Origin of the sequence: Streptomyces sp. NBC_00726 (assembly GCF_045161735.1) — a bacterium.
Taxonomy (GTDB): Bacteria; Actinomycetota; Actinomycetes; order Streptomycetales; family Streptomycetaceae; genus Streptomyces.
Genome location: NZ_CP108983.1, coordinates 2,198,868 through 2,222,017 on the forward strand (window position 1 = coordinate 2,198,868; position 23,150 = coordinate 2,222,017).

26 protein-coding genes, 1 tRNA gene and 1 riboswitch are annotated in these 23,150 nt (G+C 69.4%); of the genes, 9 read left to right on the top strand and 18 right to left on the bottom strand.

Annotated features, from left to right (window positions below; all coding sequences use genetic code 11):
- Positions 1–7: 7 nt before the first annotated feature.
- From OG338_RS09695 to OG338_RS09705, 3 genes are read right to left on the bottom strand one after another with little or no spacing between them, the layout of a single operon-like run.
- Complete coding sequence (locus tag OG338_RS09695) at positions 8–1,006, bottom strand: ATP-binding cassette domain-containing protein (RefSeq protein WP_405936934.1); 999 nt, start codon at positions 1,004–1,006, stop codon at positions 8–10.
- A gap of 20 nt (positions 1,007–1,026) precedes the next feature.
- The gene (locus OG338_RS09700; RefSeq protein ID WP_405936935.1) at positions 1,027–1,863 is read right to left on the bottom strand and encodes an ABC transporter permease; all 837 of its coding nucleotides are present in this window, start codon (positions 1,861–1,863) and stop codon (positions 1,027–1,029) included.
- Complete coding sequence (locus OG338_RS09705) at positions 1,856–2,656, bottom strand: ABC transporter permease (RefSeq protein WP_405936936.1); 801 nt, start codon at positions 2,654–2,656, stop codon at positions 1,856–1,858. The genes OG338_RS09700 and OG338_RS09705 overlap by 8 nt, the downstream gene beginning before the upstream one ends.
- A gap of 172 nt (positions 2,657–2,828) precedes the next feature.
- Between OG338_RS09705 and OG338_RS09710 the strand changes: the two genes are divergently transcribed.
- Positions 2,829–5,243, top strand: coding sequence for a transglycosylase domain-containing protein (locus OG338_RS09710; RefSeq protein ID WP_405936937.1), 2,415 nt, complete (start codon positions 2,829–2,831; stop codon positions 5,241–5,243).
- Between the two features lie 7 nt (positions 5,244–5,250).
- Here the strand turns inward: OG338_RS09710 and OG338_RS09715 are convergent, their stop codons facing one another.
- The 3 genes from OG338_RS09715 to OG338_RS09725 all read right to left on the bottom strand — a co-directional run bounded on the left by OG338_RS09715 (position 5,251) and on the right by OG338_RS09725 (position 6,440).
- The gene (locus OG338_RS09715) at positions 5,251–5,571 is read right to left on the bottom strand and encodes a multidrug efflux SMR transporter (protein WP_018105629.1); all 321 of its coding nucleotides are present in this window, start codon (positions 5,569–5,571) and stop codon (positions 5,251–5,253) included.
- Between the two features lie 39 nt (positions 5,572–5,610).
- A riboswitch (guanidine-III (ykkC-III) riboswitch) is annotated at positions 5,611–5,675 on the bottom strand.
- A gap of 65 nt (positions 5,676–5,740) precedes the next feature.
- Positions 5,741–6,043, bottom strand: coding sequence for a co-chaperone GroES (locus tag OG338_RS09720; RefSeq protein ID WP_202532837.1), 303 nt, complete (start codon positions 6,041–6,043; stop codon positions 5,741–5,743).
- Between the two features lie 79 nt (positions 6,044–6,122).
- Positions 6,123–6,440, bottom strand: a complete 318-nt coding sequence (locus OG338_RS09725) for a DUF3618 domain-containing protein (RefSeq protein WP_405936938.1) — start codon at positions 6,438–6,440, stop codon at positions 6,123–6,125.
- Positions 6,441–6,583: 143 nt separating this feature from the next.
- Here OG338_RS09725 and bcp point away from each other — a divergent pair, with 143 nt between their 5' ends.
- The 5 genes from bcp (at position 6,584) to OG338_RS09750 (ending at position 10,409) form a co-directional block, all read left to right on the top strand.
- Positions 6,584–7,051 (top strand): thioredoxin-dependent thiol peroxidase, encoded by a 468-nt coding sequence (bcp, locus tag OG338_RS09730; RefSeq protein WP_073863676.1) that lies wholly within the window; start codon positions 6,584–6,586, stop codon positions 7,049–7,051.
- A 174-nt stretch (positions 7,052–7,225) separates the two neighbouring features.
- Positions 7,226–8,722, top strand: a complete 1,497-nt coding sequence (gene proP, locus OG338_RS09735; protein WP_405936939.1) for a glycine betaine/L-proline transporter ProP — start codon at positions 7,226–7,228, stop codon at positions 8,720–8,722.
- Between the two features lie 192 nt (positions 8,723–8,914).
- Complete coding sequence (locus tag OG338_RS09740) at positions 8,915–9,496, top strand: HNH endonuclease (protein ID WP_405936940.1); 582 nt, start codon at positions 8,915–8,917, stop codon at positions 9,494–9,496.
- Positions 9,493–10,323 carry an HNH endonuclease signature motif containing protein gene (locus tag OG338_RS09745; protein ID WP_405936941.1) on the top strand — a complete coding sequence of 277 codons (831 nt, stop codon included), beginning with the start codon at positions 9,493–9,495 and terminating at the stop codon, positions 10,321–10,323. Before OG338_RS09740 ends, OG338_RS09745 begins: the two co-directional genes overlap by 4 nt.
- Before the next feature lie 11 nt (positions 10,324–10,334).
- Positions 10,335–10,409: transfer RNA gene (locus OG338_RS09750), tRNA-Leu, on the top strand.
- Between the two features lie 53 nt (positions 10,410–10,462).
- Here the strand turns inward: OG338_RS09750 and rdgB are convergent.
- From rdgB to OG338_RS09770, 4 genes are all read right to left on the bottom strand, one after another.
- Positions 10,463–11,065: an RdgB/HAM1 family non-canonical purine NTP pyrophosphatase gene (rdgB, locus tag OG338_RS09755; protein ID WP_405936942.1), complete on the bottom strand. Its 603-nt coding sequence runs from the start codon at positions 11,063–11,065 to the stop codon at positions 10,463–10,465.
- A 32-nt stretch (positions 11,066–11,097) separates the two neighbouring features.
- Positions 11,098–11,490 carry a hypothetical protein gene (locus OG338_RS09760; RefSeq protein WP_405936943.1) on the bottom strand — a complete coding sequence of 131 codons (393 nt, stop codon included), beginning with the start codon at positions 11,488–11,490 and terminating at the stop codon, positions 11,098–11,100.
- Positions 11,491–11,601: 111 nt separating this feature from the next.
- On the bottom strand, positions 11,602–12,339 hold the full coding sequence (gene rph / locus OG338_RS09765; protein ID WP_405936944.1) for a ribonuclease PH: 738 nt from the start codon (positions 12,337–12,339) through the stop codon (positions 11,602–11,604).
- 99 nt (positions 12,340–12,438) lie between these two features.
- Complete coding sequence (locus OG338_RS09770) at positions 12,439–12,672, bottom strand: PTS glucose/sucrose transporter subunit IIB (RefSeq protein ID WP_290349524.1); 234 nt, start codon at positions 12,670–12,672, stop codon at positions 12,439–12,441.
- Between the two features lie 222 nt (positions 12,673–12,894).
- On the opposite strand from OG338_RS09770, the gene OG338_RS09775 reads away from it, so the two are divergent.
- Both OG338_RS09775 and OG338_RS09780 read left to right on the top strand, forming a co-directional pair.
- Complete coding sequence (locus tag OG338_RS09775; protein WP_405936945.1) at positions 12,895–14,154, top strand: PTS transporter subunit EIIC; 1,260 nt, start codon at positions 12,895–12,897, stop codon at positions 14,152–14,154.
- A 264-nt stretch (positions 14,155–14,418) separates the two neighbouring features.
- A complete protein-coding gene (locus OG338_RS09780; RefSeq protein WP_405936946.1) occupies positions 14,419–15,666 on the top strand; it encodes a PTS transporter subunit EIIC in 1,248 nt (415 codons plus the stop codon).
- Positions 15,667–15,743: 77 nt separating this feature from the next.
- Here the strand turns inward: OG338_RS09780 and OG338_RS09785 are convergent, their stop codons facing one another.
- From OG338_RS09785 to clpS, 8 genes are all read right to left on the bottom strand, one after another.
- A complete protein-coding gene (locus tag OG338_RS09785; protein ID WP_405936947.1) occupies positions 15,744–16,496 on the bottom strand; it encodes an MBL fold metallo-hydrolase in 753 nt (250 codons plus the stop codon).
- A gap of 247 nt (positions 16,497–16,743) precedes the next feature.
- Positions 16,744–17,694 (bottom strand): PLP-dependent cysteine synthase family protein, encoded by a 951-nt coding sequence (locus tag OG338_RS09790; protein WP_405936948.1) that lies wholly within the window; start codon positions 17,692–17,694, stop codon positions 16,744–16,746.
- Positions 17,694–17,972, bottom strand: coding sequence for a MoaD/ThiS family protein (locus OG338_RS09795; RefSeq protein ID WP_405936949.1), 279 nt, complete (start codon positions 17,970–17,972; stop codon positions 17,694–17,696). Before OG338_RS09795 ends, OG338_RS09790 begins: the two co-directional genes overlap by 1 nt.
- A 127-nt stretch (positions 17,973–18,099) precedes the next feature.
- The gene (locus tag OG338_RS09800) at positions 18,100–18,228 is read right to left on the bottom strand and encodes a putative leader peptide (protein WP_405936950.1); all 129 of its coding nucleotides are present in this window, start codon (positions 18,226–18,228) and stop codon (positions 18,100–18,102) included.
- 120 nt (positions 18,229–18,348) lie between these two features.
- Complete coding sequence (locus OG338_RS09805) at positions 18,349–18,780, bottom strand: Mov34/MPN/PAD-1 family protein (RefSeq protein WP_018105610.1); 432 nt, start codon at positions 18,778–18,780, stop codon at positions 18,349–18,351.
- Between the two features lie 106 nt (positions 18,781–18,886).
- A complete protein-coding gene (locus tag OG338_RS09810) occupies positions 18,887–20,335 on the bottom strand; it encodes an amino acid permease (protein WP_405936951.1) in 1,449 nt (482 codons plus the stop codon).
- Between the two features lie 317 nt (positions 20,336–20,652).
- Positions 20,653–21,288, bottom strand: coding sequence for a DUF2017 domain-containing protein (locus OG338_RS09815; RefSeq protein WP_405936952.1), 636 nt, complete (start codon positions 21,286–21,288; stop codon positions 20,653–20,655).
- Between the two features lie 73 nt (positions 21,289–21,361).
- On the bottom strand, positions 21,362–21,676 hold the full coding sequence (gene clpS, locus OG338_RS09820) for an ATP-dependent Clp protease adapter ClpS (RefSeq protein ID WP_405940373.1): 315 nt from the start codon (positions 21,674–21,676) through the stop codon (positions 21,362–21,364).
- Between the two features lie 90 nt (positions 21,677–21,766).
- Here clpS and OG338_RS09825 point away from each other — a divergent pair, with 90 nt between their 5' ends.
- Positions 21,767–23,095: a nicotinate phosphoribosyltransferase gene (locus tag OG338_RS09825; protein ID WP_405936953.1), complete on the top strand. Its 1,329-nt coding sequence runs from the start codon at positions 21,767–21,769 to the stop codon at positions 23,093–23,095.
- Positions 23,096–23,150: the final 55 nt, after the last annotated feature.

Here is a 23,150-nt window from a genome sequence, read left to right on the forward strand (position 1 = left end):
CGTCCGCTCACGTCACCGGCTGCCCGGGCCGGTCGCGCGCGTACATCTTCGCGATGACCGCCTCGATGTCCGGCTCCCGCACCGAAAGGTCCGCCAACGGGTACTCCGCGGCGATCCGCGCCACCAGCGGGGCCGCCGAGGCGGACGCCGGGAAGGCCAGCCACTGGCGCGGCCCCTCCACCTTCACCGTCCGCACCGAGGGCTCCGACTCCAGCCGGATCGGCGGGAGTTCGCGCTCCAGGTCGACCACCAGCGTCCGCTCGCTCTCCCCCACCTCGTGCAGCCCGGCCAACGCACCGTCGTACATCAGCCGGCCGTGGTCGATCACCATCACCCGGCTGCACAACTGCTCGATGTCCGTGAGGTCATGGGTCGTCAGCAGCACCGTCGTCCCGCGCTCCGCGTTCAAGTCCCGCAGGAACTGCCGCACCTTGGCCTTGGACACCACATCGAGGCCGATCGTCGGCTCGTCCAGATACAGCACCTCCGGATCGTGCAGCAGCGCCGCCGCGATGTCCCCGCGCATCCGTTGCCCGAGCGACAGCTGACGCACCGGTACGTCCAACAGCTCGCCCAGATCCAGGAGTTCGACACACCGGTCCAGATTGACCCGGAAGCGCGCGTCCGGCACCCGGTACATGCGGTGCACCAGCCGGTACGAGTCGCGCAGCGGCAGGTCCCACCAGAGCGTCGTGCGCTGGCCGAAGACCACACCGATCCGGTGCGCCAGCCGCGTACGCTCCCGGGAGGGATCGATGCCCGCGACGCGCAAGGAGCCGCCGCTCGGCGTGAGGATGCCCGTCAGCATCTTGATCGTGGTCGACTTCCCGGCCCCGTTCGGCCCGATGTAGCCGACCATCTCGCCGCGCTCCACCCGGAAGCTGATCCCGTCGACCGCCCGCACCTGGCGCCGCTCGCCGCGCAGGAAGCCCGTCCTGCGGCGGACGTCGAAGACCTTCTCCAGCCGGTCCAGCTCGATGAAGCCCGTCCCGCTGTCCGTGCCCATGCCGCTCCCTCTGTCGTCCGTCAACTTCCCGTACTCCGGTACGCCCGCAGCCCCGCCCGCCACACCAGGCCCGCCCCGGCCGCGCCGCCGGCGGCCACCACCGGCGGCAGGAACGCCACCCCGTCCGGCAGCCCCAGCGGCAGCTCCCGGCCCAGCACGTACAGCACCGGCAGCCAGTTCACGAAGGCCAGCGGCACCACGAACGTCACCCCGCGCACCAGATCCTTCGCGAAGATCGTCGGCGGGTACTGGAGCAGCGTGTTGCCTCCGTACGTGAACGAGTTCTGCACCTGCGAAGCGTCCTGCGCGATGAACTGGAACGCCCCGCCCGCCACGAACACCGCCCCGAAGATCACCGACCCGCTCAGCAGCATCAGCGGCAGGACGACCGCCTTCGCCAAGGTCCAGTCGATGTCCGCCGCCACCAGTCCGTAGCCGAGGACCAGCAGCCCCTGGGTGATCCGCCCCAGCCGGCGCAGCGCGAAGCGGTCCGCCGCCACCTGCGCGAGGACCGGGACCGGCCGCACCAGCAACGTGTCCAGCGTGCCGTCGCGCACCCGGCGGCCCAGCCGGTCCATCGACCCCATCAGCAGGTCCGCCAGGCCGAACGCCGTCCCCGAAGCCCCGTACAGCAGTGCGATCTCCGGGAGCGTGTAGCCGCCCAGCGCGTCGACGTGCGCGAACATCAGCATGATCGTCACGAAGTCGAACGCCGTCGCCGTGAAGTTGCCGAACGCCGTCATCAGGAACGACGCCCGGTACGCCATCGTGGAGCGCAGCCACATCGACACGATCAGCCCGTACGCCCGCACCCCCTCGACCAGCCGCGGCCGCGGGGCGAACACCTCCTCAGCCACCCTGGACCACCACCCTCCGCGTCGCCACGCCCTGCACCATCCGCCCCGCCAGCAGCAACACCGCGGCCCAGGACGCCTGGAACACGTACACCCGCACCAGACCCCAGCCCGTGTGCTTGCCCAGGAACACATCCGCCGGCACCTGGAGCAGCGCCGACCACGGCATCAGCCGCGCCACCTCGCCCAGCAGCCCCGGGAACAGGCTCAGCGGCAGCAGCATCCCCGAGAAGAACAGCCCGGCCAGGAAGGCGATCTGCGCCGCGCCCGCCCCGTCCATCAGCCAGAAGGCGGACAGCGCCACCAGATAGCGGATGCCGAAGCTCACCACCACACCCAGCGCCACCGAGACGAGGAACGCCAGCCACGGCCCCGCCGACCCCGGCAGCGCCAGGTCGAACGCCAGCCCGCCGAGCACCATCGGCACGATGCCGCGCCCCAGCAGATGGAAGCCCGCCCGCCCCAAGTCCTGCGCCAGCCACCACAGCTGAAGGTCCACCGGGCGGTAGAGGTCCACCGCGATGTCGCCCGTGCGGATGCGCTCGATCAGCTCGTCCTCGAAGCCGCCGCCCATCATCACGCAGGTCATCAGCAGCGCCTGGCCCAGCCAGACGAAGGTGAGCGCCTGCGGCATGTCGTAGCCGCCGAGGCGCGGCCGCTCGTCCCACAACGCCATGTACGTATAGGCGAGGATGAAGCCGAAGACGGTGTTGGTGAACACCCCCGCCGCCGTCTCGATCCGATAGGTGGCATACCGGCGGAAACCACCCGCCGCCGCCACCGCGTAGACCCGCACAGCAACCGCCTCCCCGCCAACGGGTGCCGCACCGTGCGTGGACACCAAAGCGCAGGAGCCTAGTCCAGCCGGGGCAACCGCCGCGAGCGGTTTTCGGTCGTCGATCCGAGGGATATGCGCCAGAAAAGGGCACTATGGGGGAACTGACCGCGGCCGAGGAGTCTGCACCGACATGAGCGACGAGCCACAGCAGCAGAACGGGGACACCGACCCCCCGGGCTGGTCCCCCAGGGACCTGCCTGCCGACGCCGCCGCCCCCGGACCGGCCCCCGAAGGCGAGACCCCCGAGGCCCCCGAGGCCCCCGGCGCGAAAAAGCCCAAGCGCCCCAAGCGCACCGGCCGGCGCCGTCTCATCCCCACCTGGCGCATGGTCCTCGGCGGCATCCTCCTCCTCGCCCTGATCCTCATCGGCGGCTTCTTCGCCGGCTACCAGCTCGTCGACATCCCCCCGGCCAACGCCAAAGCCACCGCCCAGTCCAACGTCTACCTGTACGCCGACGGCACGGTCATCGCCCGCGACGGTGAGGTCAACCGCGAGAACATCAGGCTCGCCCAGGTCCCGCGCACCGTCCGGCACGCCGTCCTCGCCGCCGAGGACCGCGACTTCTACTCCGAACGCGCCGTCGACATCAAGGCGATGTTCCGGGCCGGCTGGAACACCGTCACCGGCAAGGGCAAGCAGGGCGGTTCGACCATCACCCAGCAGTACGTCAAGAACTACTACCTGGGCCAGGAACAGACCGTCGTCCGCAAGGTCAAGGAATTCTTCATCTCGATCAAGCTCAACCGCGAACAGTCCAAGGACGAAATCCTGGAGGGCTACCTCAACACCAGCTACTTCGGCCGCAACGCCTACGGCATCCAGGCCGCCTCCCAGGCGTACTACGGCAAGGACGTCGGCGACGTCACCACCGCCCAGGGCGCGTACCTCGCGTCCCTGCTCAACGCCCCCAGCGCCTACGACGTCGTCGCCCACCCCGAGAACAAGCCCGCCGCCGTCGCCCGCTGGAACTACGTACTGGACGGCATGGTCAAGGAGAAGTGGCTCGACCCCGCCGAGCGCGCCGCGATGACCTTCCCCGTCCCCGGCCCCGTCAAGCCCGCCAACAGCCTCTCCGGACAGCGCGGCTACATCGTCAAGGCCGTCGAGGACTACCTCGTGGACAACGAAATCCTGGACGAGAAGACCCTCGCCACCCGCGGCTACCGCATCACCACCACACTCCAGCGCAAGAGGCAGGACGCTCTGGTCGAAGCCGTCGAGGACAAGGTCATGTCCAAGACCGACGACGACCGCGCCGCCGACCGCAACGTCCGCGTCGGCGGCGCCTCCATCGACCCCGCCACCGGCCATGTCGTCGCCATGTACGGCGGCATCGACTACACCCGGCAGTACGTCAACAACGCAACCCGCCGCGACTACCAGGTCGGCTCCACCTTCAAACCCTTCGTCTTCACCTCGGCCGTCGCCAACGACTCCACCACCCGGGACGGCCGCCGCATCACCCCCAGCACCATCTACGACGGCACCAACAAGCGCATGGTCGAAGGCCCCGACGGGCCCACCGGCTACGACCCCGCCAACGAGGACGACCGCAGCTACGGCCCCATCACCGTGTCCACCGCCACCGACAAGTCCGTCAACGCCGTCTACGCCCAGATGGCCGAGGACGTCGGCCCCGAGAAGGTACGGCAGACCGCCGTCGCCCTCGGCATCCCGAAGGACACCGCCGACCTCACCCCCACCCCCTCCATCGCCCTCGGCGTCGCCACCGCCAGCGTCCTCGACATGACCGAGGCGTACGCGACCCTCGCCGCCCACGGCAAACACGGCGCCCACGTCCTGGTCAGCAAGGTCACCAAGGACGGCACGGACGTCGCCCTGCCCGACCGTACGGTGAAACAGGCCGTCAGCCGCGAGGCCGCCGACACCACCACGTCGATCCTCCGGAGCGTCGTGGAGAGCGGCACCGGAACCGCCGCCCGGGGCGCGGGCCGGCCCGCCGCCGGAAAGACCGGCACCGCCGAGGAGGACCGGGCCGCCTGGTTCGCCGGCTACACCCCCGGCCTCGCCACCGTCATCGCCGTCATGGGCCAGGACCCCTCCACCGGCGCCCAGAAGTCCCTGTACGGCGCGCTCGGACTCCCCCGCGTCAACGGCGGCGGCGCCCCCGCCGAGACCTGGGCGCAGTACACCGGGGCCGCCCTGAAGGGCACCCCCGCCCAGGACTTCGACCTCGACGTGGAGGAGGACACCGGCGACACCGCGCTGCCCACCGCCGAGGACACCGCCCCCGGCGACACCGGCCGCCGCACCCCCTCGGCCACCCCCCGGCGCACCCCGCCCACCACCCCGTCCCGGACCCCCTCCGCCCCGCGCACCACCCCCGGCACCACGGACAACCCGGCCGGCGGCACCGGCGACGGCGGCACCACGGACGGCGGGGCGGACACGGGAGGCGGGGACGGCGGGGACCGCGGGGACTCCGGCGGCCGGGGCGGGGACGGGGGCGGTGACGAGGACTTCTTCCAGGGACCCCGCGGCACCCGGGCACCCGGCGCCCATGCGCCGAGCACCCGGCCCTGAATCCGGCTCAGTGCCCCGAGGTCGCCTTCAGCCCCACGACCGCCACCAGCAGCAGGCACACGAAGAAGATCCGGGCCGCCGTCACCGGCTCGTGCAGCACCACCATGCCCAGGACCGCGGCACCCGCCGCGCCGATCCCCACCCACACCCCGTACGCCGTACCGATCGGCAGGGTCCGGGCCGCGTGCGACAGCAGCATCATGCTCGCCACGATCCCCAGCCCCGTGAACACACTCGGCCACAGCCGGGTGAACCCCTCGGTGTACTTCATCCCGATCGACCAGGCCACTTCCAGCAGACCGGCGACGACCAGCAGAACCCACGCCACGACAGCACCTCCGACGAGACAGAACACGCCAACAACACGGATGCGTCGTCTTTGCGGAACCCGGTACGGCGCGTCTCGTCGGGGTGCTTCCACCGTAGCAAAGGAAAGGCAAAGGGCCCGGTGACAACGGTCACCGGGCCCCAGGGCACAGGTCTACAGATATACAGGTCTACAGATACAGCCCGGTCGAATCCTCCGAGCCCTCGAACCGGTCCGCGGCCACCGCGTGCAGGTCGCGTTCGCGCATCAGCACGTACGCCACACCCCGCACCTCGACCTCCGCCCGGTCCTCCGGGTCGAACAGCACCCGGTCACCCGGCTCGACCGTCCGCACGTTCTGCCCCACCGCCACCACCACGGCCCACGCCAGCCGGCGGCCGACCGCGGCCGTCGCGGGAATCAGAATCCCGCCGCCGGAACGCCGCTCGCCCTCGGGCGACTCGGACCGGACCAGCACACGGTCGTGCAGCATCCGGATGGGCAGCTTGTCGTCGGTGTTCGCGCTCACGCCCCGCAACCTACCGGGCGGCGGGCCGCCCGCCTACGAGGGGTCAGCGCTTGCGGCGCGAGGACGCGACGACCAGGCCGACCACGCCCACCGCGAGCAGCGCCGCCGGGATCACCCGCTCCAGCCGGGGGCCGCCCGTCTCCGACACGAACTGGGCCTTCACGTCCGACACCGCCCGGTTCACCGCCACGTACGCCCGGCCGGCCGTCCGGTCCACGGTCCCGGCGACCTTCGCCTTCGCGTCGCCGATGATCGTCTTCGGGTGCACCCGCACCCCGATCTCATCGAGTACCACCGCAAGCTGCTCGCGCCTGCTGATGATGTCCGCCTCGATCTGCGCAGGGGTCCTGGCATCCGACACCGCGCCGCCTCCGTGGTCCTCGTCCGGTAAACCTTCATCGACAGTCTGTCAGTTCCGCCGCATCCGCACCCGGCGGCACCCCCATTACGCCCGGCCCCTTATTACGCTCGGTCCCTCAGACCCACGCAGCAACGAGGAGAACCATGAGCGAGCGCCTCACCCCCGGCGACACCGCCCCCGCCTTCACCCTGCCCGACGCGGACGGCAACGACGTCTCGCTCGCGGACCACAAGGGCCGCAAGGTCATCGTCTACTTCTACCCCGCCGCCCTCACCCCCGGCTGCACCAAGCAGGCGTGCGACTTCACGGACAACCTCGACCTGCTCGCCGAGGCCGGCTACGACGTCATCGGGGTCTCCCCGGACAAGCCGGAGAAGCTCGCGAAGTTCCGCGAGAAGGAGAACCTCAAGGTCACACTGGTGGGCGATCCCGCCAAGGAGACCCTTGAGGCGTACGGCGCGTACGGCGAGAAGAAGCTCTACGGCAAAACGGTGACGGGCGTCATCCGGTCCACGGTCGTGGTGGACGAGGAGGGGAAGGTCGCCCACGCGTTCTACAACGTGAAGGCCACCGGCCACGTCGCCAAGATCATCAAGGACCTCAAGATCTGAGGGCGGCGAGAGCGGTCCGTACGCCGCACGGAACGGACCGGAACGGGCCATCCTCTGCGCCGAATGGCCGAAATCATGTGAGGGACATCGCAATCCTCCGTTGAACCGGTTTGCGGCCGCCATGTCCGCGCAGAAGCCTTTCCTGTAACAGTTGCCGAGGAAAGGACGCCGGCCATGGCGGCCCCCGACCCCCACCAGGCGGCCGACCCGGAAGCGGTCAAACGCCACCCCGCGCTGTTCCGTGCGATCCGGAAGCGGCAGAACCCCAAGCTGCGGCGTACCGACATCACGATCACGGACGACCAGGCGGTCAAGCGCGCGGTGAAGGCCGCCTCGCTCGGCAACGCGATGGAGTGGTTCGACTTCGGCATCTACTCCTACCTCGCCGGCACCCTGGGCCATGTGTTCTTCCCGTCCGGGAACGACACCACCCAGCTCCTCTCCTCCTTCGCCACCTTCGCCGTCGCCTTCCTCGTACGCCCCCTGGGCGGCATGTTCTTCGGGCCGATGGGCGACAAGATCGGCCGCAAGAAGGTCCTCGCCCTCACGATGATCATGATGGCGATCGGCACCTTCGCGATCGGCCTGATCCCCTCCCACGCGGCCATCGGCGTCTGGGCCGCGGTCCTGCTGATCTTCTTCCGCATGCTCCAGGGCTTCTCGACGGGCGGCGAGTACGGCGGTGCGTCGACCTTCATCGCGGAGTACGCCCCCGACAAGCGGCGCGGCTTCTTCGGCAGCTTCCTGGAATTCGGCACGCTCGCCGGTTACGTGGGCGCCGCCGGGCTGGTGACCCTGCTCTACGCGCTCCTCGACGACGCCCAGATGGAAGCCTGGGGCTGGCGCGTACCGTTCCTCGTCGCGGGCCCGCTCGGCCTGGTCGGCCTCTATCTGCGACTGCGCCTGGACGAGACCCCGGCCTTCCAGAAGCTGGAGGGCGGCACGGCGCACGCCACGGAGGCGGCGGACAGCGTGGAGACGACGGCGAAGGGCGACCTCGCGAAGATCTTCCGCGACTACTGGCCGACGCTGATCCTCTGCATCTGCCTGGTCGGCGCGTACAACATCACCGACTACATGCTGCTGTCGTACATGCCGACGTACCTCTCCGACGAGCTCGGCTACAGCGAGACGCACGGCCTGCTGATCCTGCTCGGCGTGATGGTGTTCCTGATGCTGATCATCAACCAGGTCGGCAAACTCTCGGACCGTTTCGGCCGCAAGCCCCTCCTGATGACCGGCATGCTCGGCTTCCTGATCTTCTCGCTCCCGGCCTTCCTCCTGATCCGCCAGGGCAGCATCCCCGCGATCATCATCGGCATGCTGATGCTGGGCCTCTCCCTGGTCTGCATGCTGGGCACGATGTCCGCGGCGCTCCCGGCCCTGTTCCCCACGAACGTCCGCTACGGCTCCCTCTCGGTCGGCTACAACCTCTCCGCATCGCTCTTCGGCGGTACGACTCCGCTGGTCATCACAGCCCTGATCAGCGTCTCCGGCACGAACCTGATGCCCGCGTACTACTCGATGGCGGCGGCCCTGGTGGGCGTGATCGCGGTGGCCTGCATGAAGGAAACCGCGAACAAGCCGCTGGCGGGGTCCCCGCCGTCGGTGGAGACGACGGAGGAAGCGGAAGAACTGGTCCACGCCCAAACCCCGGACCCGAAATTCTGACCCACCCCCACCGGCCACGGCCCGTACCGCTCCCCCCGAGCGGTACGGGCCGTTCCGCATCTTGTCGGATATCGGACGTGACGCTCCGATAGTCGGTTCGTTACTCCGTACGAGGCCGCGAACGAGCGGCCGGATGCGGAGGGGAACGTGGGGGTTCGGTACACGCGCGAGCTGCTTGAAGAGGCGGCGCGCATGACGACGAACGCCAGTGATGCTGTGCGGTGGTGCGGTGGGACGCCTACACCGGGGACACGGAGCTATCTGCGGCAGAAGGTAGCGGAGTGGGGCGTGGACGTCTCGCACTTCGCCGACATGAGGGTGCGCCACACCGAAGAGAAGCTTCGCGAGCTGGTGGCGCGGTCCACGAGCGTGGCTGAGGTCGTACGCCGCCTCGGCATCAATCCGGTGGGCGGGAACCACACACATATCAGCCGCCGTATCGCCGCTCTCGGGATCGACACCTCCCATTTCGTGCTCGCACCGCCACGCCGCTCGAAGGGCGCACGGGGAAACCCGCTTGTTGTCGGCGACCGGCAGGACGGCCGGATTCCCGGCGCACGGCTGCGACGCGAACTGGTGCGCGCAGGGGTGGTCGACGCGTGTGTCGAATGCGGCAACACGGGCGTATGGCAGGGGCAGCCACTTCGTCTCGAAGTCGACCACGTCAACGGCGACTGGTGGGACAACCGTCCGGCGAATCTACGCATCCTCTGCCCCAACTGCCACGCGGCCACCGACACTTACCGTGGTCGCAACCGCACGAGGAAAGCATGAGCGGCACGTACACGCGTGGTGTCCTCGAACGGGCAGCAACTACGGCAACCAGTCTTGTCGATCTGGTACGCAGGCTCGACGCACCACTGGGTAGCCGGACATGCCGATATCTACGCGACCGGCTCCGGCATTACGGCATCGACACCTCCCACTTCGTGGACGAGCCCCTTCCCGAACGGGCGCGCACGGCCTATCCGGCCGCACTCCTCGCCGAAGCGGCAGCCAACTCCTCCAGCATCAGGGGAATGTTCGAGTACATGGGCCTGCCGCCGAGCGACAGCCCGTACGGGTACGTGCGGGCGAAGCTCGATCGGCTCGGCATAGACACGTCCCACTTCACCAGCGGGCGCAGGCAGGGGGCGCCTTCCGTCCCGCGCGAGCAGCTGCAGGCCGCGGTCGCCGAATCCCGGACCCTCGCCGGCGTACTGAAGGCACTGGGGCACGTCGACAACGGCGGCGCTCGCATCCGCCTGAAGCGGGACATCGAGAAATACCAGCTGTCGACCGCCCACTTCGTCGGCCAAGGCCACTCGGCGGGCACGCGCTCCCCGAGCCGCAAACGGGCTGACGAAATCCTCGTCCTGGGGGACGGTGAATCCCGAACTCAGACTTCGCTCTTGAGGCGGGCGCTCGACGACGTGGGGCTTCCACGCGTCTGCGCGGTGTGCGGAACCGGTGAGTCGTGGCGAGGGAGACGCCTCGTTCTGGAAATCGACCACATCAACGGCAACCGCGTCGACAACCGCCGGGCCAATCTGCGCTACCTCTGCCCTTCGTGCCACAGCCAAACGGCGACTTTCTCGAAGGGGCGCGCCACCACACAGTAGAGTGGGGTCGCGAGCCCGTACCCCAGCAGGCTAGAGGGCGCTGACTTAGAATCAGTGTGTCGTGGGTTCAAATCCCACCGGGCTCACAGGCAAGAAGTGGCTTTCACCTTCGCTTCGAAGGCGAAAGCCACTTCTTGTGTCACCCCACCAGCTCCCGTACCACCGGCACCAGCGCCCGGAACGCCTTCCCCCGGTGGCTGATCGCGTTCTTTTCGGCCGGGGTCAGTTCCGCGCACGTGCGGGTTTCGGCGTCCGGCTGGAGGATCGGGTCGTAGCCGAAGCCGTGGGTGCCGGCCGGGGTGTGGCGGAGGGTGCCCGGCAGGCGGCCTTCGACCACGCGTTCCGTGCCGTCCGGGAGGGCCAGGGCCGCCGCGCAGGCGAAGTGGGCCCCGCGATGGGGGTCGGAGATGTCACCGAGCTGGGCGAGGAGCAGGTCCAGGTTGGCGCGGTCGTTGCCGTGGGTGCCGGACCAGCGGGCCGAGAAGATGCCGGGGGCGCCGCCGAGGACGTCCACGCAGAGGCCGGAGTCGTCGGCGATCGCGGGGTGGCCGGTCGCCCGGGCGAGGGCGTGGGCCTTCAGCAGGGCGTTCTCCGCGAAGGTGACGCCGGTCTCCTTGACGTCGGGGATCTCCGGATACGCGTCGGCGCCGACGAGCTCGTGCGTGAGGCCCGCGTCGGCGAGGATCGCGTGGAGTTCGGTGATCTTGCCGGCGTTGCGGGTGGCGAGGATGAGGCGGGTCATGCGTCCAGTATCGCCGGGCCCGCCCCACCGGCTCACGGGGTGCAGACCTTGCCGATCTCGCCGGCGGCGTCGGTGACCGGGGAGATGTCCGGGGTGGCGTCGCCCTGGTCGATGGCGTCGCGGACGTTGGTGACGCCGGAGCGGAGGTCGTCCACCGCCTTGGACAGGTCGGCGTCGTCCGTCTTGTCGCCGAGCTTGCCCAGCTCCTCCTGGATCTCGTCCAGCGCCTCGGACGCCTGGGTGGGGTCGCTGGAGGCGTTGGACACGGCCTGCCGGAGGTTGTCGACGCTGGTGGCGATGGCGTCGGCGGTACGGACGCAGTCGAGCGTCTTGTCGAGGGCGCCGCAGCCCGCCGCCGCGGTGGCGGTGATCAGTACGGCGGTGACGGCCAGTGCGGTGCGGTGGAGCCGGTGGCGCGCGGCCATGGTGTGGTCCCTCCCCGGGATGCGGATACGCGGACGGGCGCACGGTTCGACCCGTACGCCCGTATGCGTATCGACGCCGGCGGTGGGGAGTTGGTTGCTCCAGGGGCCCGGCTACGCGCCGAGCGTGCCCGCCAGCGCCTCGTTCTGGAGCCGGGCGAGGTCGGCGCAGCCCGCGGTGGCGAGGTCGAGCAGCGCGCCCAGCTCCGTACGGTCGAAGGGTTCGGCCTCGGCGGTGCCCTGGACCTCCACGAAGCGGCCGTCGCCGGTGCAGACGACGTTCATGTCGGTCTCGGCGCGGACGTCCTCCTCGTAGCAGAGGTCGAGGAGCGGCGTGCCGTCCACGATGCCGACGCTGACGGCGCCGACGGTGCCGGTCAGCGGCTTGCGGCCGTGCTTGATGATCTTCTTGCCCTGTGCCCAGGCGACGGCGTCGGCGAGGGCGACGTAGGCGCCGGTGATGGCGGCGGTGCGGGTGCCGCCGTCGGCCTGGAGGACGTCGCAGTCCAGGACGATCGTGTTCTCGCCGAGAGCCTTGTAGTCGATGACGGCGCGCAGCGAGCGGCCGATGAGCCGGCTGATCTCGTGCGTGCGGCCGCCGATCTTGCCGCGTACGGATTCGCGGTCGCCGCGGGTGTTGGTGGACCGGGGCAGCATCGAGTACTCGGCCGTGACCCAGCCCTCGCCGCTGCCCTTGCGCCAGCGCGGCACGCCTTCGGTGACGGAGGCGGTGCAGAAGACTTTGGTGTCGCCGAAGGAGATGAGCACGGAACCTTCGGCGTGCTTGCTCCATCCGCGTTCGATGGTGACGGGACGGAGCTGGTCGGCGGTGCGGCCGTCGATACGAGACATGGCGCCGAGCCTATCGGGTGCCGGGGGTCCCGGTTTCCGGGTGCGCCGCAGGCCCCGTCCGGGGTGGGCGGGGCCTGCGGGCGCGGGTTCAGGCGGTCGTCACATCATGTCTTCGATGTCGGCCGCGATCGGGTCCGCGTCGGTGCCGATGACGACCTGGATCGCGGTGCCCATCTTGACGACGCCGTGCGCGCCGGCGGCCTTGAGCGCGGCTTCGTCCACCTTGCCGGGGTCGACGACCTCGGTGCGCAGGCGCGTGATGCAGCCCTCGACCTCTTCGATGTTCTCGATTCCGCCGAGCCCGGCGACGATCTTCTCAGCCTTGCTGGCCATGGCCTTCTCCCTGGTTCCTCATGTGCGTGCGACGGCCCACCATGGGTCCGTTTCGTCACGGTAACGCACGGTTGGCCCAACTTCTCGGGCGGGCAACCGCACGGTCCCCAATGATGACGATCACCGGCGCCCCGCCTTCCGGCCGGGCTCCGCACCGTATCGCGACTGGTCTACACCAGTATGCGACGACCGCCAAACCAGGCGTGTTCCGGGAGGATGCCGATGAGTTCGAATGCGGCCGCGCTACCGCAGCGGAAGTGGTGGAACGGGCCGGTCCAGGGCCTGCAGAAGGTCGGCCGCAGCTTGCAGCTGCCGGTGGCCGTCCTGCCGGCGGCGGGCCTGCTCGTCAGCCTCGGCAATCTCTTCGACTCCTCCCTGCACGGACGCTTCTGGGACAAGTTCGCGAAGGTCCTGCTCAACGGCGGTACCGCGATCCTCGACGGCGAGCTGGGGCTCCCGCTGCTCTTCTGCATCGGCGTCGCGATCGGCTTCGCGAAGAAGGCGGACGGCTCGACCGCGCTCGCCGCCGTCGCCGGCTTCCTGGTCTACCGGGGGGTGCTGACGGCGTTCCCGGTGGACGGCTCGGTGACCGAGGACGTCCCGAACGGGGTGCCGCAGAACCCGGGCGTGCTGGGCGGAATCCTCATCGGCCTGCTGACGGCCGTGGTCTGGCAGCGCTATCACCGTACGAAGCTGGTCGACTGGCTCGGCTTCTTCAACGGCCGCCGGCTCGTCCCGATCCTGATGGCGTTCCTCTGCGTGGTCCTGGGCGTGCTGTTCGGGCTGCTGTGGCAGCCGGTGGGCGACGCGCTGACCTGGTTCGCCAAACAGCTGATCAACCTGGGCGCCTGGGGCGCGGCGATCTTCGGCTTCGCCAACCGGTTGCTGATCCCGATCGGCATGCACCAGTTCCTGAACACGTTCTTCTGGTTCCAGGCGGGCGAGTTCACCGGGAGCGACGGCGGCACCGTGCAGGGCGACATCTCGCGGTTCTTCGCCGGGGACCCGTCCGCCGGGCAGTTCACCTCGGGCTTCTTCCCGATCATGATGTTCGGGCTGCCCGCCGCGGCGCTGGCCATCGCGCACACCGCGCGGCCGGAGCGGCGCAAGGAGGTGGCCGGGCTGATGCTGTCCGTCGCGCTGACGTCGTTCGTGACGGGTGTGACGGAGCCGATCGAGTTCTCGTTCCTCTTCGTCGCGCCGCTGCTGTACGGCGTGCACGCGATCCTGACCGGTGTGTCCATGGGCGTCACCTGGGCGTTCGGGGTGCACGCGGGGTTCAGCTTCTCGGCCGGGCTGATCGACTACGTCGTGAACTGGCATCTGGATACGAAGCCATGGCTGATCATCCCGATCGGGCTCTGTTTCGCGGTGATCTACTACGTGATCTTCCGGTTCGCGATCACGAAGTTCAACCTGCCGACTCCGGGCCGAGAACCCGAGGATGTGGAGGAGGACATCGAGAGGAACCTCACGAAGTAGCCTTTATGCAAGGTCACTGACCTTGTGAGCGCGGCCCCCGGACCATGCGGTCCGGGGGCTTTTCGCATGTCACAGTGCGTATGCGCGGGCTGCTGCGAAGTAGTCGCAAATTGCAGGTTCCTTATCTATCCCTCACCGTGCTACAACTGGTCTACACCACTCAGTGGTCCAGACCACGTGAAGCCGCGCGCGTCACGTTTCTCGAGTCGTCGCCCACCCAAAACCCCCTGTCCCCGGCGGCGCCTTGCTTACTGGAGGAAGTTGATGAGTACGGCCACCGCTACGGCGGCCCCCGCGAAGAAGCGGGGCTCCGGCCTGTTCCAGGGCCTGCAGAAGGTGGGTCGCAGCTTGCAGCTGCCGATCGCGGTGCTGCCGGCCGCGGGCATTCTGCTCCGCCTCGGCCAGCCCGACGTCTTCGGTGACGACGGGCTGGGCTGGCACAAGGTCGCCTCCGTGTTCGCCACTGCCGGCGGCGCGGTCTTCGACAACCTGCCGATGCTCTTCTGCATCGGTGTCGCCATCGGCTTCGCCAAGAAGTCGGACGGCTCGACCGCCCTCGCGGCGCTGGTCGGCTTTCTGGTGTACAGCAACGTGCTCAAGGCTTTCCCGGTCACCGAAGCGGTGATCCAGAAGGGCGAGGACACGGCAGCCACGTACAACAACCCGGGTGTCCTCGGCGGCATCCTGATGGGCCTCGTCGCCGCGATCCTGTGGCAGAAGTTCCACCGCACCAAGCTGGTGGACTGGCTCGGCTTCTTCAACGGCCGCCGTCTGGTCCCGATCATCATGGCCTTCGTCGGCGTGGTCTTCGGTGTCTTCTTCGGCCTCATCTGGGAGCCGATCGGCAACGGCATATCCGACTTCGGCGAGTGGATGACCGGTCTCGGCTCCTTCGGTGCCGGCCTCTTCGGTCTGATCAACCGCGCGCTGATCCCCGTCGGCATGCACCAGTTCGTCAACACGGTCTCGTGGTTCCAGCTGGGTGACTTCACGAACGCCGCCGGCGAGGTCGTGCACGGTGACCTGAACCGCTTCTTCGCCCACGACCCGACCGCCGGTCAGTTCATGTCGGGCTTCTTCCCGATCATGATGTTCGGTCTGCCGGCCGCCGCCATCGCCATCGCGCACTCCGCCCGCCCCGAGCGCCGCAAGGCCGTCATGGGCATGATGGTCTCGCTGGCCCTGACCTCGTTCGTCACCGGTGTGACCGAGCCGATCGAGTTCTCGTTCATGTTCATCGCGCCGGTGCTGTACGCCATCCACGCGGTCCTCACCGCGATCTCGATGGCCGTCACCTGGGCGCTGGGCGTCCACGCCGGGTTCACCTTCTCGGCCGGCTTCATCGACTACTTCCTGAACTGGAACCTGGCGACCAAGCCGTGGCTGATCATCCCGATCGGTCTGGTCTTCGCGGTGATCTACTACGTGGTCTTCCGCTTCGCCATCGTCAAGTTCAACCTCACCACCCCGGGCCGCGAGCCCGAGGAGGAGGTCGAGGACCTGACCAAGTAGGTCCGGCCCGACAGCTCGAAGCCCTCACCTTCCCGGCGGAAGGTGAGGGCTTCGTCGTACGCGTACGAGCGCACCGCTCAGATCTCGTACACCGCGCCCGGCACCGCGAGTTCCGTCGGGCCGGTGAAGAGCTCGCGGGCGTCGGCGAGGTTGCGTTCGGCGTCGGTCCACGGCGGGATGTGGGTGAGCACCAGGCGGCCGACACCCGCCCGGGCGGCCAGCTCGCCGGCCTCGCGGCCGTTGAGGTGGAGGTCCGGGATGTCCTCCTTGCCGTGCACGAAGGACGCCTCGCAGAGGAAGAGGTCCGTGCCCTCGGCCAGCTCGTCCAGGGCCTCGCAGGTGCCGGTGTCACCGGAGTACGTGAGCGAGGAGCCGCCGTGCTCGATGCGGATGCCGTACGTGTCCACGGGGTGCCGGAGCTTCTCCGTACGCACCGAGAAGGGGCCGATCCCGAACCAGCCCGGCTTCAGCGTGTGGAAGTCGAAGACCTCGCTCATCGCGTGGTCGGACGGGGTGTCCGCGTGTGCGGTGGTGAGCCGCTGCTCGGTGCCCTCGGGGCCGTAGACCGGGATGCGGGCGGGGCGCTCGCCGCCGTGCGGGTAGTAGCGGACGACGAAGTACGCGCACATGTCGATGCAGTGGTCGGCGTGCAGGTGGCTGAGGAAGATCGCGTCGAGGTCGTAGAGACCGACGTGGCGCTGCAACTCGCCGAGGGCGCCGTTGCCCATGTCGAGGAGCAGCCGGAAGCCGTCGGCCTCTACGAGGTAGCTCGAACATGCCGATCCCGCGGAGGGGAACGAGCCGGAGCAGCCGACGACGGTGAGCTTCATGGAGCGTGAACCTCCGAGACGTGGGAACGGGGAGGGTTCGTGCGGTTCTCGCGGTGCGGTTTGTTGAGCGTAAGGCGCGAAAGAGCGGGTCGCTCCTTCGGGGTGGCTCGTTGTGGGGGAACTCACCTGCGCTGTCACCGGTTCGGGTGGCGTTCCCCCACCCGGACCGGGGCTCCGCTCCTCGAACGCCGGAGGGGCCGGACATGGCCGCAGCCAGATCCAGCCCCTCCCCGGTCCCGGGAAACGGTTACGCCCAGAGCTGCCCCTGGAGCGTGGCGATCGCCGCCTCCGTGGTCGGCGCGGTGTACACGCCCGTGGACAGGTACTTCCAGCCCCCGTCGGCCACGACGAAGACGATGTCCGCGGTCTCCCCGGCCTTCACCGCCTTGTTGCCCACCCCGATCGCGGCGTGCAACGCCGCCCCCGTGGAGACGCCCGCGAAGATCCCCTCCTGCTGGAGGAGTTCGCGGGTACGCGTCACCGCGTCGGCGGAGCCGACCGAGTAGCGGGTGGTCAGGACGGACGCGTCGTACAGCTCGGGGACGAAGCCCTCGTCGAGGTTGCGGAGGCCGTAGACGAGGTCGTCGTAGCGCGGCTCGGCGGCGACGATCTTGACGCCCTCGACGTGCTCCCGGAGGTAGCGGCCGACGCCCATGAGGGTGCCGGTGGTGCCGAGGCCCGCGACGAAGTGGGTGACCGAGGGGAGGTCCGCCAGGATCTCCGGACCGGTCGTGGCGTAGTGCGCGCCCGCGTTGTCCGGGTTGCCGTACTGGTAGAGCATCACCCAGTCCGGGTGCTCGGCGGAGAGCTCCTTGGCGACGCGGACGGCGGTGTTGGAGCCGCCCGCCGCCGGCGAGGAGATGATCTCGGCGCCCCACATGGCGAGCAGGTCGCGCCGCTCCTGGGAGGTGTTCTCCGGCATCACGCACACGATGCGGTAGCCCTTGAGCTTGGCCGCCATCGCGAGCGAGATACCGGTGTTGCCGCTGGTGGGCTCCAGGATCGTGCAGCCGGGGGTGAGCCGGCCGTCCTTCTCCGCCTGCTCGACCATGTGGAGCGCGGGGCGGTCCTTGATCGAGCCGGTGGGGTTGCGGTCCTCCAGCTTGGCCCAGATGCGGACGTCGTCCGAGGGTGACAGCCGCGGCAGGCGGACGAGCGGGGTGTTGCCCACCGCGGCGAGCGGGCTGTCGAAGCGCATCAGTTCATGCCGCCGGCGACGGCCGGGAGGATGGTGATGCTGTCGCCGTCGCTGAGCTTGGTGGAGATGCCGTCCAGGAAGCGGACGTCCTCGTCGTTCAGGTAGACGTTGACGAAGCGGCGCAGCTGGTCGCCGTCCACGATCCGCTCGCGGATGCCGGTGTGGCGGCTCTCCAGGTCCGTGAAGAGGTCGGCGAGGGTGTCCCCCTGGCCGTCGACGGCCTTGGCGCCGTCGGTGTAGGTGCGGAGGATGGTCGGGATGCGGACCTCGATGGCCATGGCGTGGGCTCCTGTCGAAGCGGAGTGGTGGCGGTGGGCGTGGGGCGTGCGGCTCTGCCCTCGCGCGGGGTCGGTACGTGGTGCGGTGGGCGCCCGGCCGGGGCGGCGGCGCCCGGGTGTGGCCCGCTCAGGCCGCGCGGCCGGCGGCGGACCGGTGGTCCGTACAGATCGCGCTGGAGAGGCGGCACAGGTCGACGTGCAGGCGCGCCACGAGCAGCGTGCCCGGCGTCTTGTCACTCACGTCATGGGGAACCATGCGCTCATCGTATCGATTCCCGGTCCGGGATTCGGAGTGTGATCTCACCTGGTGGATGGTCGGTGTTCGGTGGGTGGACAGGGCCGGGGTGTGCGGCCCTGTCGCACCGCTGCGGGGCGGTCAGGCCGCCGGGTACGCCTCGACGACCCGGACCTCCTCCTCGGTGATCTCACCGTCCACGATCCGGTACGAGCGGAACTGGAAGGGGCCCGCCTCGTCGGTGTCCGCGGTGGAGACCAGCACATAGTGGGCGCCGGGCTCGTTGGCGTACGTGACGTCGGTGCGCGAGGGGTAAGCCTCGGTCGCCGTGTGCGAGTGGTAGACGATCACCGGCTCCTCGTCGCGGTCGTCCATCTCGCGGTACAGCTTGAGCAGGTCGGCGGAGTCGAACTCGTAGAACGTGGGCGAGCGCGCGGCGTTGAGCATGGGGATGTAGCGCTCGGGGCGGCCGCTGCCGGCGGGTCCGGCGACGACGCCGCACGCCTCGTCGGGGTGGTCGGCGCGGGCGTGCGCGACGATCTGGTCGTACAGCGTCTGGGTGATGGTCAGCATGGCGCCCAGGATAGGACGACGGGCCCCCGCGTACCGAGGAGTGGTACGCGGGGGCCCGCATCGTGAAACATCGCTGGTCGGGGGCGTACACCCGGCCGGACACGCCCTAGCGCTTGACGCGGTCCGCGAATGCCTTGCCGTCCGGGTTCCTGGACCTCAGGACCAGGTAGGAGACGCCGAGGATCAGGGCCCACAGCGGGGCGCAGTAGAGCGAGATCCTGGTGTCCTTGTCGATGCCCATCATGACGATGACCACGGCGATGAAGGCGAGCGCGAAGCCGCTGGTGTACGGGGCTCCGGGGGCCCGGAAGGAGGACCGCGGGAGCAGTCCGCGGTCGGCGAGGCGGCGGTAGCGGAGCTGGCTGACCAGGATCATGATCCAGGCCCACATTCCGGAGATCGTGGCGAAGGAGACGACGTAGGTGAAGGCGTCGCCGGGCCACTGGTAGTTGACCCACACGCCGACGAGCATGAGCGCGGCGGAGAACGTGGTGCCGATGAGCGGGGTGCCGCTGCGGGTGAGCCGGGTGAAGAACTTCGGGCCCTGGCCGTTGAGCGCGAGGTCGCGCAGCATGCGGCCGGTGGAGTACATCCCGGAGTTGCAGGAGGAGAGCGCGGCGGTGAGGACGACGAAGTTGACGATTCCGGCGCCGACGCCGAGGCCCATCTTCTTGAAGGCTTCCACGAACGGGGAGACACCGGGCGAGAACTCGGTCCAGGGCACCACCGAGAGGATCATGATCAGCGCGCCGACGTAGAAGACGGCGATGCGCCAGGGCACGGTGTTGATGGCCTTGGGCAGGGCGGTCCTGGGGTCCTTGGACTCCCCGGCGGTGACGCCGACGAGTTCGACCGCGAGGAAGGCGAACATCACGATCTGCAGGGTCATCAGGGTGCCCTTGATGCCGTGCGGGAAGAAGCCGCCGTCGGACCACAGATGGGTGACGCTCGCGGTGTCCCCGGCGTCGGAGAAGCCGAGGGTGAGGATTCCGGCGCAGATGAGGATCATGCCGACGATGGCGGTGACCTTGACCATCGAGAACCAGAACTCCAGCTCACCGAAGAGTTTTACGGAGATGAGGTTCACGCCGTACAGAATGAAGGTGAAGACCAGCGCCGACACCCATTGCGGAATGTCGAACCAGAACGTCATGTACTGGGCGGCCGCGGTGACTTCGGTGATTCCGGTGACGACCCAGAAGAGCCAGTACGTCCAGCCGGTGACGAAGCCCGCGAAGGGGCCGATGAATTCGCGTGCGTACTCCGAGAACGAGCCCGAGACCGGGCGGTACATGAGGAGTTCGCCGAGCGCGCGCATGATGAAGAAGATGACCAGGCCCGCGATGGCGTAGGCCAGGATGAGACTGGGTCCGGCCTTGGCGATGGCCTTTCCGGCGCCGAGGAAGAGCCCGGTGCCGATGGCCCCGCCGATCGCGATCATCTGAATCTGGCGGGCACCGAGTGCGCGCTGGTAGCCCTCGGCCGAGGTGGTGGCATCCGCGGCCGCGGCGTGCGGGCCGTCGGGCCCCTTGTCGTCGATCTGCGCCGATGTCATGTGGTTGCGCCTTTCTCCACGCCGATCCGCGCCTTTCGGCCGCGGATCAGGTCCTGATCCCCCCGGATACGGATGGAGTGCCGCCGGTGGTTACCGGCTGATAGCGCCTGCCCGGGAACAGGGGTGGCGCTCCCGGGTGGTCGTGAAGATTTATCACGGGCGCAACGGCGATCCGGCGGTCGTTCTGTGGCGCACACCACAAGTAAAAGCGGACAAGGCGGAACGGGCGCTGCAAAAAAGACCGTTCAGGTGACGCGATCGTTATTCGGATTTGAGTGTCCGTTGAGCGAACACAATGGCCGGGTGCGCACCCGGAGTCACGGCATCAGGGTCTCGACCAGGGTTTCCTGGAGCGCGCCGAGCCAGAGGTAGGCCATGACCATGGGCTTGCGGGGGTCGCTGTCCGGGAGCCGGTAGAGCGAGCTGCCCTCGTCCTCCTCCTCGTCGCCGACCTCCAGGCGGGTGCCGATGGTGAGCCGGAGGTCGTTGAGCGAGCCGAGCCAGCTGCGGCACTCGTCGGCGGTGAGCGTCAGCACGGCGGCCCCGCCCTCCCGTCGCCCACCGCCACCCTTGGCCGAGTCGCTGCGCGACGCCCCTCCCATTGCGGGCGTGAGCGCGTCCAGCGTCCGTACGACGACAAGCGCGTCCTCGCGCTTGCGGGTGCGCAGGTCGTTCTCGGTGAAGCGGCGGAACTCGGCGGACGCGGCGCGCAGTTCGCCGTCCTCGTCGCCGTACGCCTCGGGGAAGAGGCGGGCCAGGGCCGGGTCGGTGGGCGGCTCGCTGGGGCCCTCGGCGAAGAGCGCGGCGAGCGGGTCCTCGCCCTCGGCGGGCTCGTCGCCGGGGCCGATGAGTTCGAGCAGCTGGACGGCGAGGGAGCGCAGGATCGCGATCTCCACCTCGTCGAGCGCGACGGCCGCGCCGCCGCCGGGAGTGGCCTCGAAGTGGCCGGCCATGGGTTCTCTCCGATGATGGTCGGGCGGTGCGGGTGGGCCGTGCGGGGCGGTGCGGGCTGGTTGCGGGGCGGGGCTAGTTGCGGTCCTGGGTCAGCGTGGCCCACAGCCCGTAGCCGTGCATGGCCTGGACGTCGCGTTCCATCTCCTCGCGGCTGCCGCTGGAGACGACCGCGCGGCCCTTCTGGTGGACGTCGAGCATCAGCCGGTGCGCCTTGTCCTTGGGGTAGCCGAAGTACGCCTGGAACACATAGGTCACATAGCTCATGAGGTTGACCGGGTCGTTGTGGACCAGCGTCACCCAGGGGACGTCGGGCTCGGGGACGACGAGGTGGTCCTCGGCCGATTCGGGACGTTCGATCTCTGTAGGGGCGACGCTCACCTGTCCCATGCTGCCACTCACAGGGGCCCCTCGCACAAACGGCCCCACCCCGGGACCCCCATCTCGTCACTTTGACGAAATAGGGGTAGCATCCCCGGCATGAACTCTGCGGACCTTGGGCGACGGGTCGGTGTGCCCTCGACAGCGCTCTTCACCGACCAGTACGAGCTCACGATGGTGCAGGCCGCGCTGAAGGCCGGGACGGCCGGACGGCACTCGGTCTTCGAGGCGTTCACCCGCCGGCTGCCGGAGGGGCGGCGCTACGGCGTCGTCGCGGGCACCGGACGGGTCCTGGACGCGGTGGAGAACTTCCACTTCGACGACGAGATGCTCGGCTTCCTGCGCGACCGGGCGATCGTGGACGGACCGACGCTGGACTATCTGGCGGACTACCGGTTCGGCGGCGACATCTGGGGCTACCCGGAGGGGGAGGTGTACTTCCCGGGCTCGCCGATCCTGCGGGTGGAGGGCTCGTTCGCCGAATGCGTGCTCCTGGAGACGGCGATCCTCTCGATCCTCAACCACGACTCGGCCATCGCCGCGGCGGCCTCCCGGATGTCGGCGGCAGCGGGCGGGCGGCGGCTGATCGAGATGGGCGCGCGCCGTACGCACGAGCTGTCGGCGGTGGCCTCGGCCCGTGCCGCGTACATCGGCGGCTTCGACACCACCTCCGACCTGGCGGCCGGCTTCCGCTACAACATCCCGACGGTCGGCACGAGCGCCCACGCCTTCACCCTGCTGCACGACTCGGAGCGGGACGCGTTCCGGGCGCAGGTGGACTCGCTGGGGCGCGGTACGACGCTGCTGGTGGACACCTACGACGTGGCCGAGGCGGTCCGGACGGCCGTCGAGATCGCCGGGCCCGAGCTGGGCGCGGTACGGATCGACTCGGGCGATCTGCTGCTCGTCGCCCACCGGGTGCGCCAGCAGCTGGACGAGCTGGGCGCCACCGGGACGAAGATCGTGGTGACCTCGGACCTGGACGAGTACGCCATCGCCTCGCTGGCCGCCGCGCCGGTGGACGCGTACGGGGTGGGCACGCAGCTCGTCACGGGCAGCGGCCACCCGACGTGCTCGATGGTCTACAAGCTCGTCGCCCGTGCGGGGTCCGGCGACCCGGCCGACGAGCTGCGGCCGGTCGCGAAGAAGTCGATGGGCGCGAAGTCCTCGAAGGGCGGCCGCAAGTGGGCGGCCCGCCGGCTGGACGAGGAGGGCGTGGCCGAGGCCGAGGTGATCGGCACGGGTCCGGTCCCGGCGGAGCTGGCCGGCCGGCAGCTGCTGGTGGAGCTGGTCCGGGGCGGCGAGGTGGTCGCCCGCGAGCCGCTGGACGCGGCGCGTGAGCGGCATGTCGCCGCGCGGGCGGGGCTGCCGCTGTCGGCGATGCAGCTGTCGCGCGGCGAGGCGGTGATCCCCACGGAGTACGTATGACGGGGGACCCCGGGGCCTGACGGGCTTGATTGCCCCCGCGGAAACCCTAGGCTCG

What these genes read in the sequence shown, in the direction of transcription:
- OG338_RS09695 (WP_405936934.1), bottom strand. Translation starts at nt 1,006, where the DNA reads ATGGGCACGGACAGCGGGACGGGCTTCATCGAGCTGGACCGGCTGGAG.
- OG338_RS09710 (WP_405936937.1), top strand. Translation starts at nt 2,829, where the DNA reads ATGAGCGACGAGCCACAGCAGCAGAACGGGGACACCGACCCCCCGGGC.
- OG338_RS09720 (WP_202532837.1), bottom strand. Translation starts at nt 6,043, where the DNA reads ATGCTGCACGACCGTGTGCTGGTCCGGTCCGAGTCGCCCGAGGGCGAG.
- bcp (WP_073863676.1), top strand. Translation starts at nt 6,584, where the DNA reads ATGAGCGAGCGCCTCACCCCCGGCGACACCGCCCCCGCCTTCACCCTG.
- proP (WP_405936939.1), top strand. Translation starts at nt 7,226, where the DNA reads ATGGCGGCCCCCGACCCCCACCAGGCGGCCGACCCGGAAGCGGTCAAA.
- OG338_RS09740 (WP_405936940.1), top strand. Translation starts at nt 8,915, where the DNA reads ATGACGACGAACGCCAGTGATGCTGTGCGGTGGTGCGGTGGGACGCCT.
- OG338_RS09745 (WP_405936941.1), top strand. Translation starts at nt 9,493, where the DNA reads ATGAGCGGCACGTACACGCGTGGTGTCCTCGAACGGGCAGCAACTACG.
- rdgB (WP_405936942.1), bottom strand. Translation starts at nt 11,065, where the DNA reads ATGACCCGCCTCATCCTCGCCACCCGCAACGCCGGCAAGATCACCGAA.
- OG338_RS09760 (WP_405936943.1), bottom strand. Translation starts at nt 11,490, where the DNA reads ATGGCCGCGCGCCACCGGCTCCACCGCACCGCACTGGCCGTCACCGCC.
- rph (WP_405936944.1), bottom strand. Translation starts at nt 12,339, where the DNA reads ATGTCTCGTATCGACGGCCGCACCGCCGACCAGCTCCGTCCCGTCACC.
- OG338_RS09770 (WP_290349524.1), bottom strand. Translation starts at nt 12,672, where the DNA reads ATGGCCAGCAAGGCTGAGAAGATCGTCGCCGGGCTCGGCGGAATCGAG.
- OG338_RS09775 (WP_405936945.1), top strand. Translation starts at nt 12,895, where the DNA reads ATGAGTTCGAATGCGGCCGCGCTACCGCAGCGGAAGTGGTGGAACGGG.
- OG338_RS09780 (WP_405936946.1), top strand. Translation starts at nt 14,419, where the DNA reads ATGAGTACGGCCACCGCTACGGCGGCCCCCGCGAAGAAGCGGGGCTCC.
- OG338_RS09785 (WP_405936947.1), bottom strand. Translation starts at nt 16,496, where the DNA reads ATGAAGCTCACCGTCGTCGGCTGCTCCGGCTCGTTCCCCTCCGCGGGA.
- OG338_RS09790 (WP_405936948.1), bottom strand. Translation starts at nt 17,694, where the DNA reads ATGCGCTTCGACAGCCCGCTCGCCGCGGTGGGCAACACCCCGCTCGTC.
- OG338_RS09795 (WP_405936949.1), bottom strand. Translation starts at nt 17,972, where the DNA reads ATGGCCATCGAGGTCCGCATCCCGACCATCCTCCGCACCTACACCGAC.
- OG338_RS09800 (WP_405936950.1), bottom strand. Translation starts at nt 18,228, where the DNA reads ATGGTTCCCCATGACGTGAGTGACAAGACGCCGGGCACGCTGCTCGTG.
- OG338_RS09805 (WP_018105610.1), bottom strand. Translation starts at nt 18,780, where the DNA reads ATGCTGACCATCACCCAGACGCTGTACGACCAGATCGTCGCGCACGCC.
- OG338_RS09810 (WP_405936951.1), bottom strand. Translation starts at nt 20,335, where the DNA reads ATGACATCGGCGCAGATCGACGACAAGGGGCCCGACGGCCCGCACGCC.
- OG338_RS09815 (WP_405936952.1), bottom strand. Translation starts at nt 21,288, where the DNA reads ATGGCCGGCCACTTCGAGGCCACTCCCGGCGGCGGCGCGGCCGTCGCG.
- clpS (WP_405940373.1), bottom strand. Translation starts at nt 21,676, where the DNA reads ATGGGACAGGTGAGCGTCGCCCCTACAGAGATCGAACGTCCCGAATCG.
- OG338_RS09825 (WP_405936953.1), top strand. Translation starts at nt 21,767, where the DNA reads ATGAACTCTGCGGACCTTGGGCGACGGGTCGGTGTGCCCTCGACAGCG.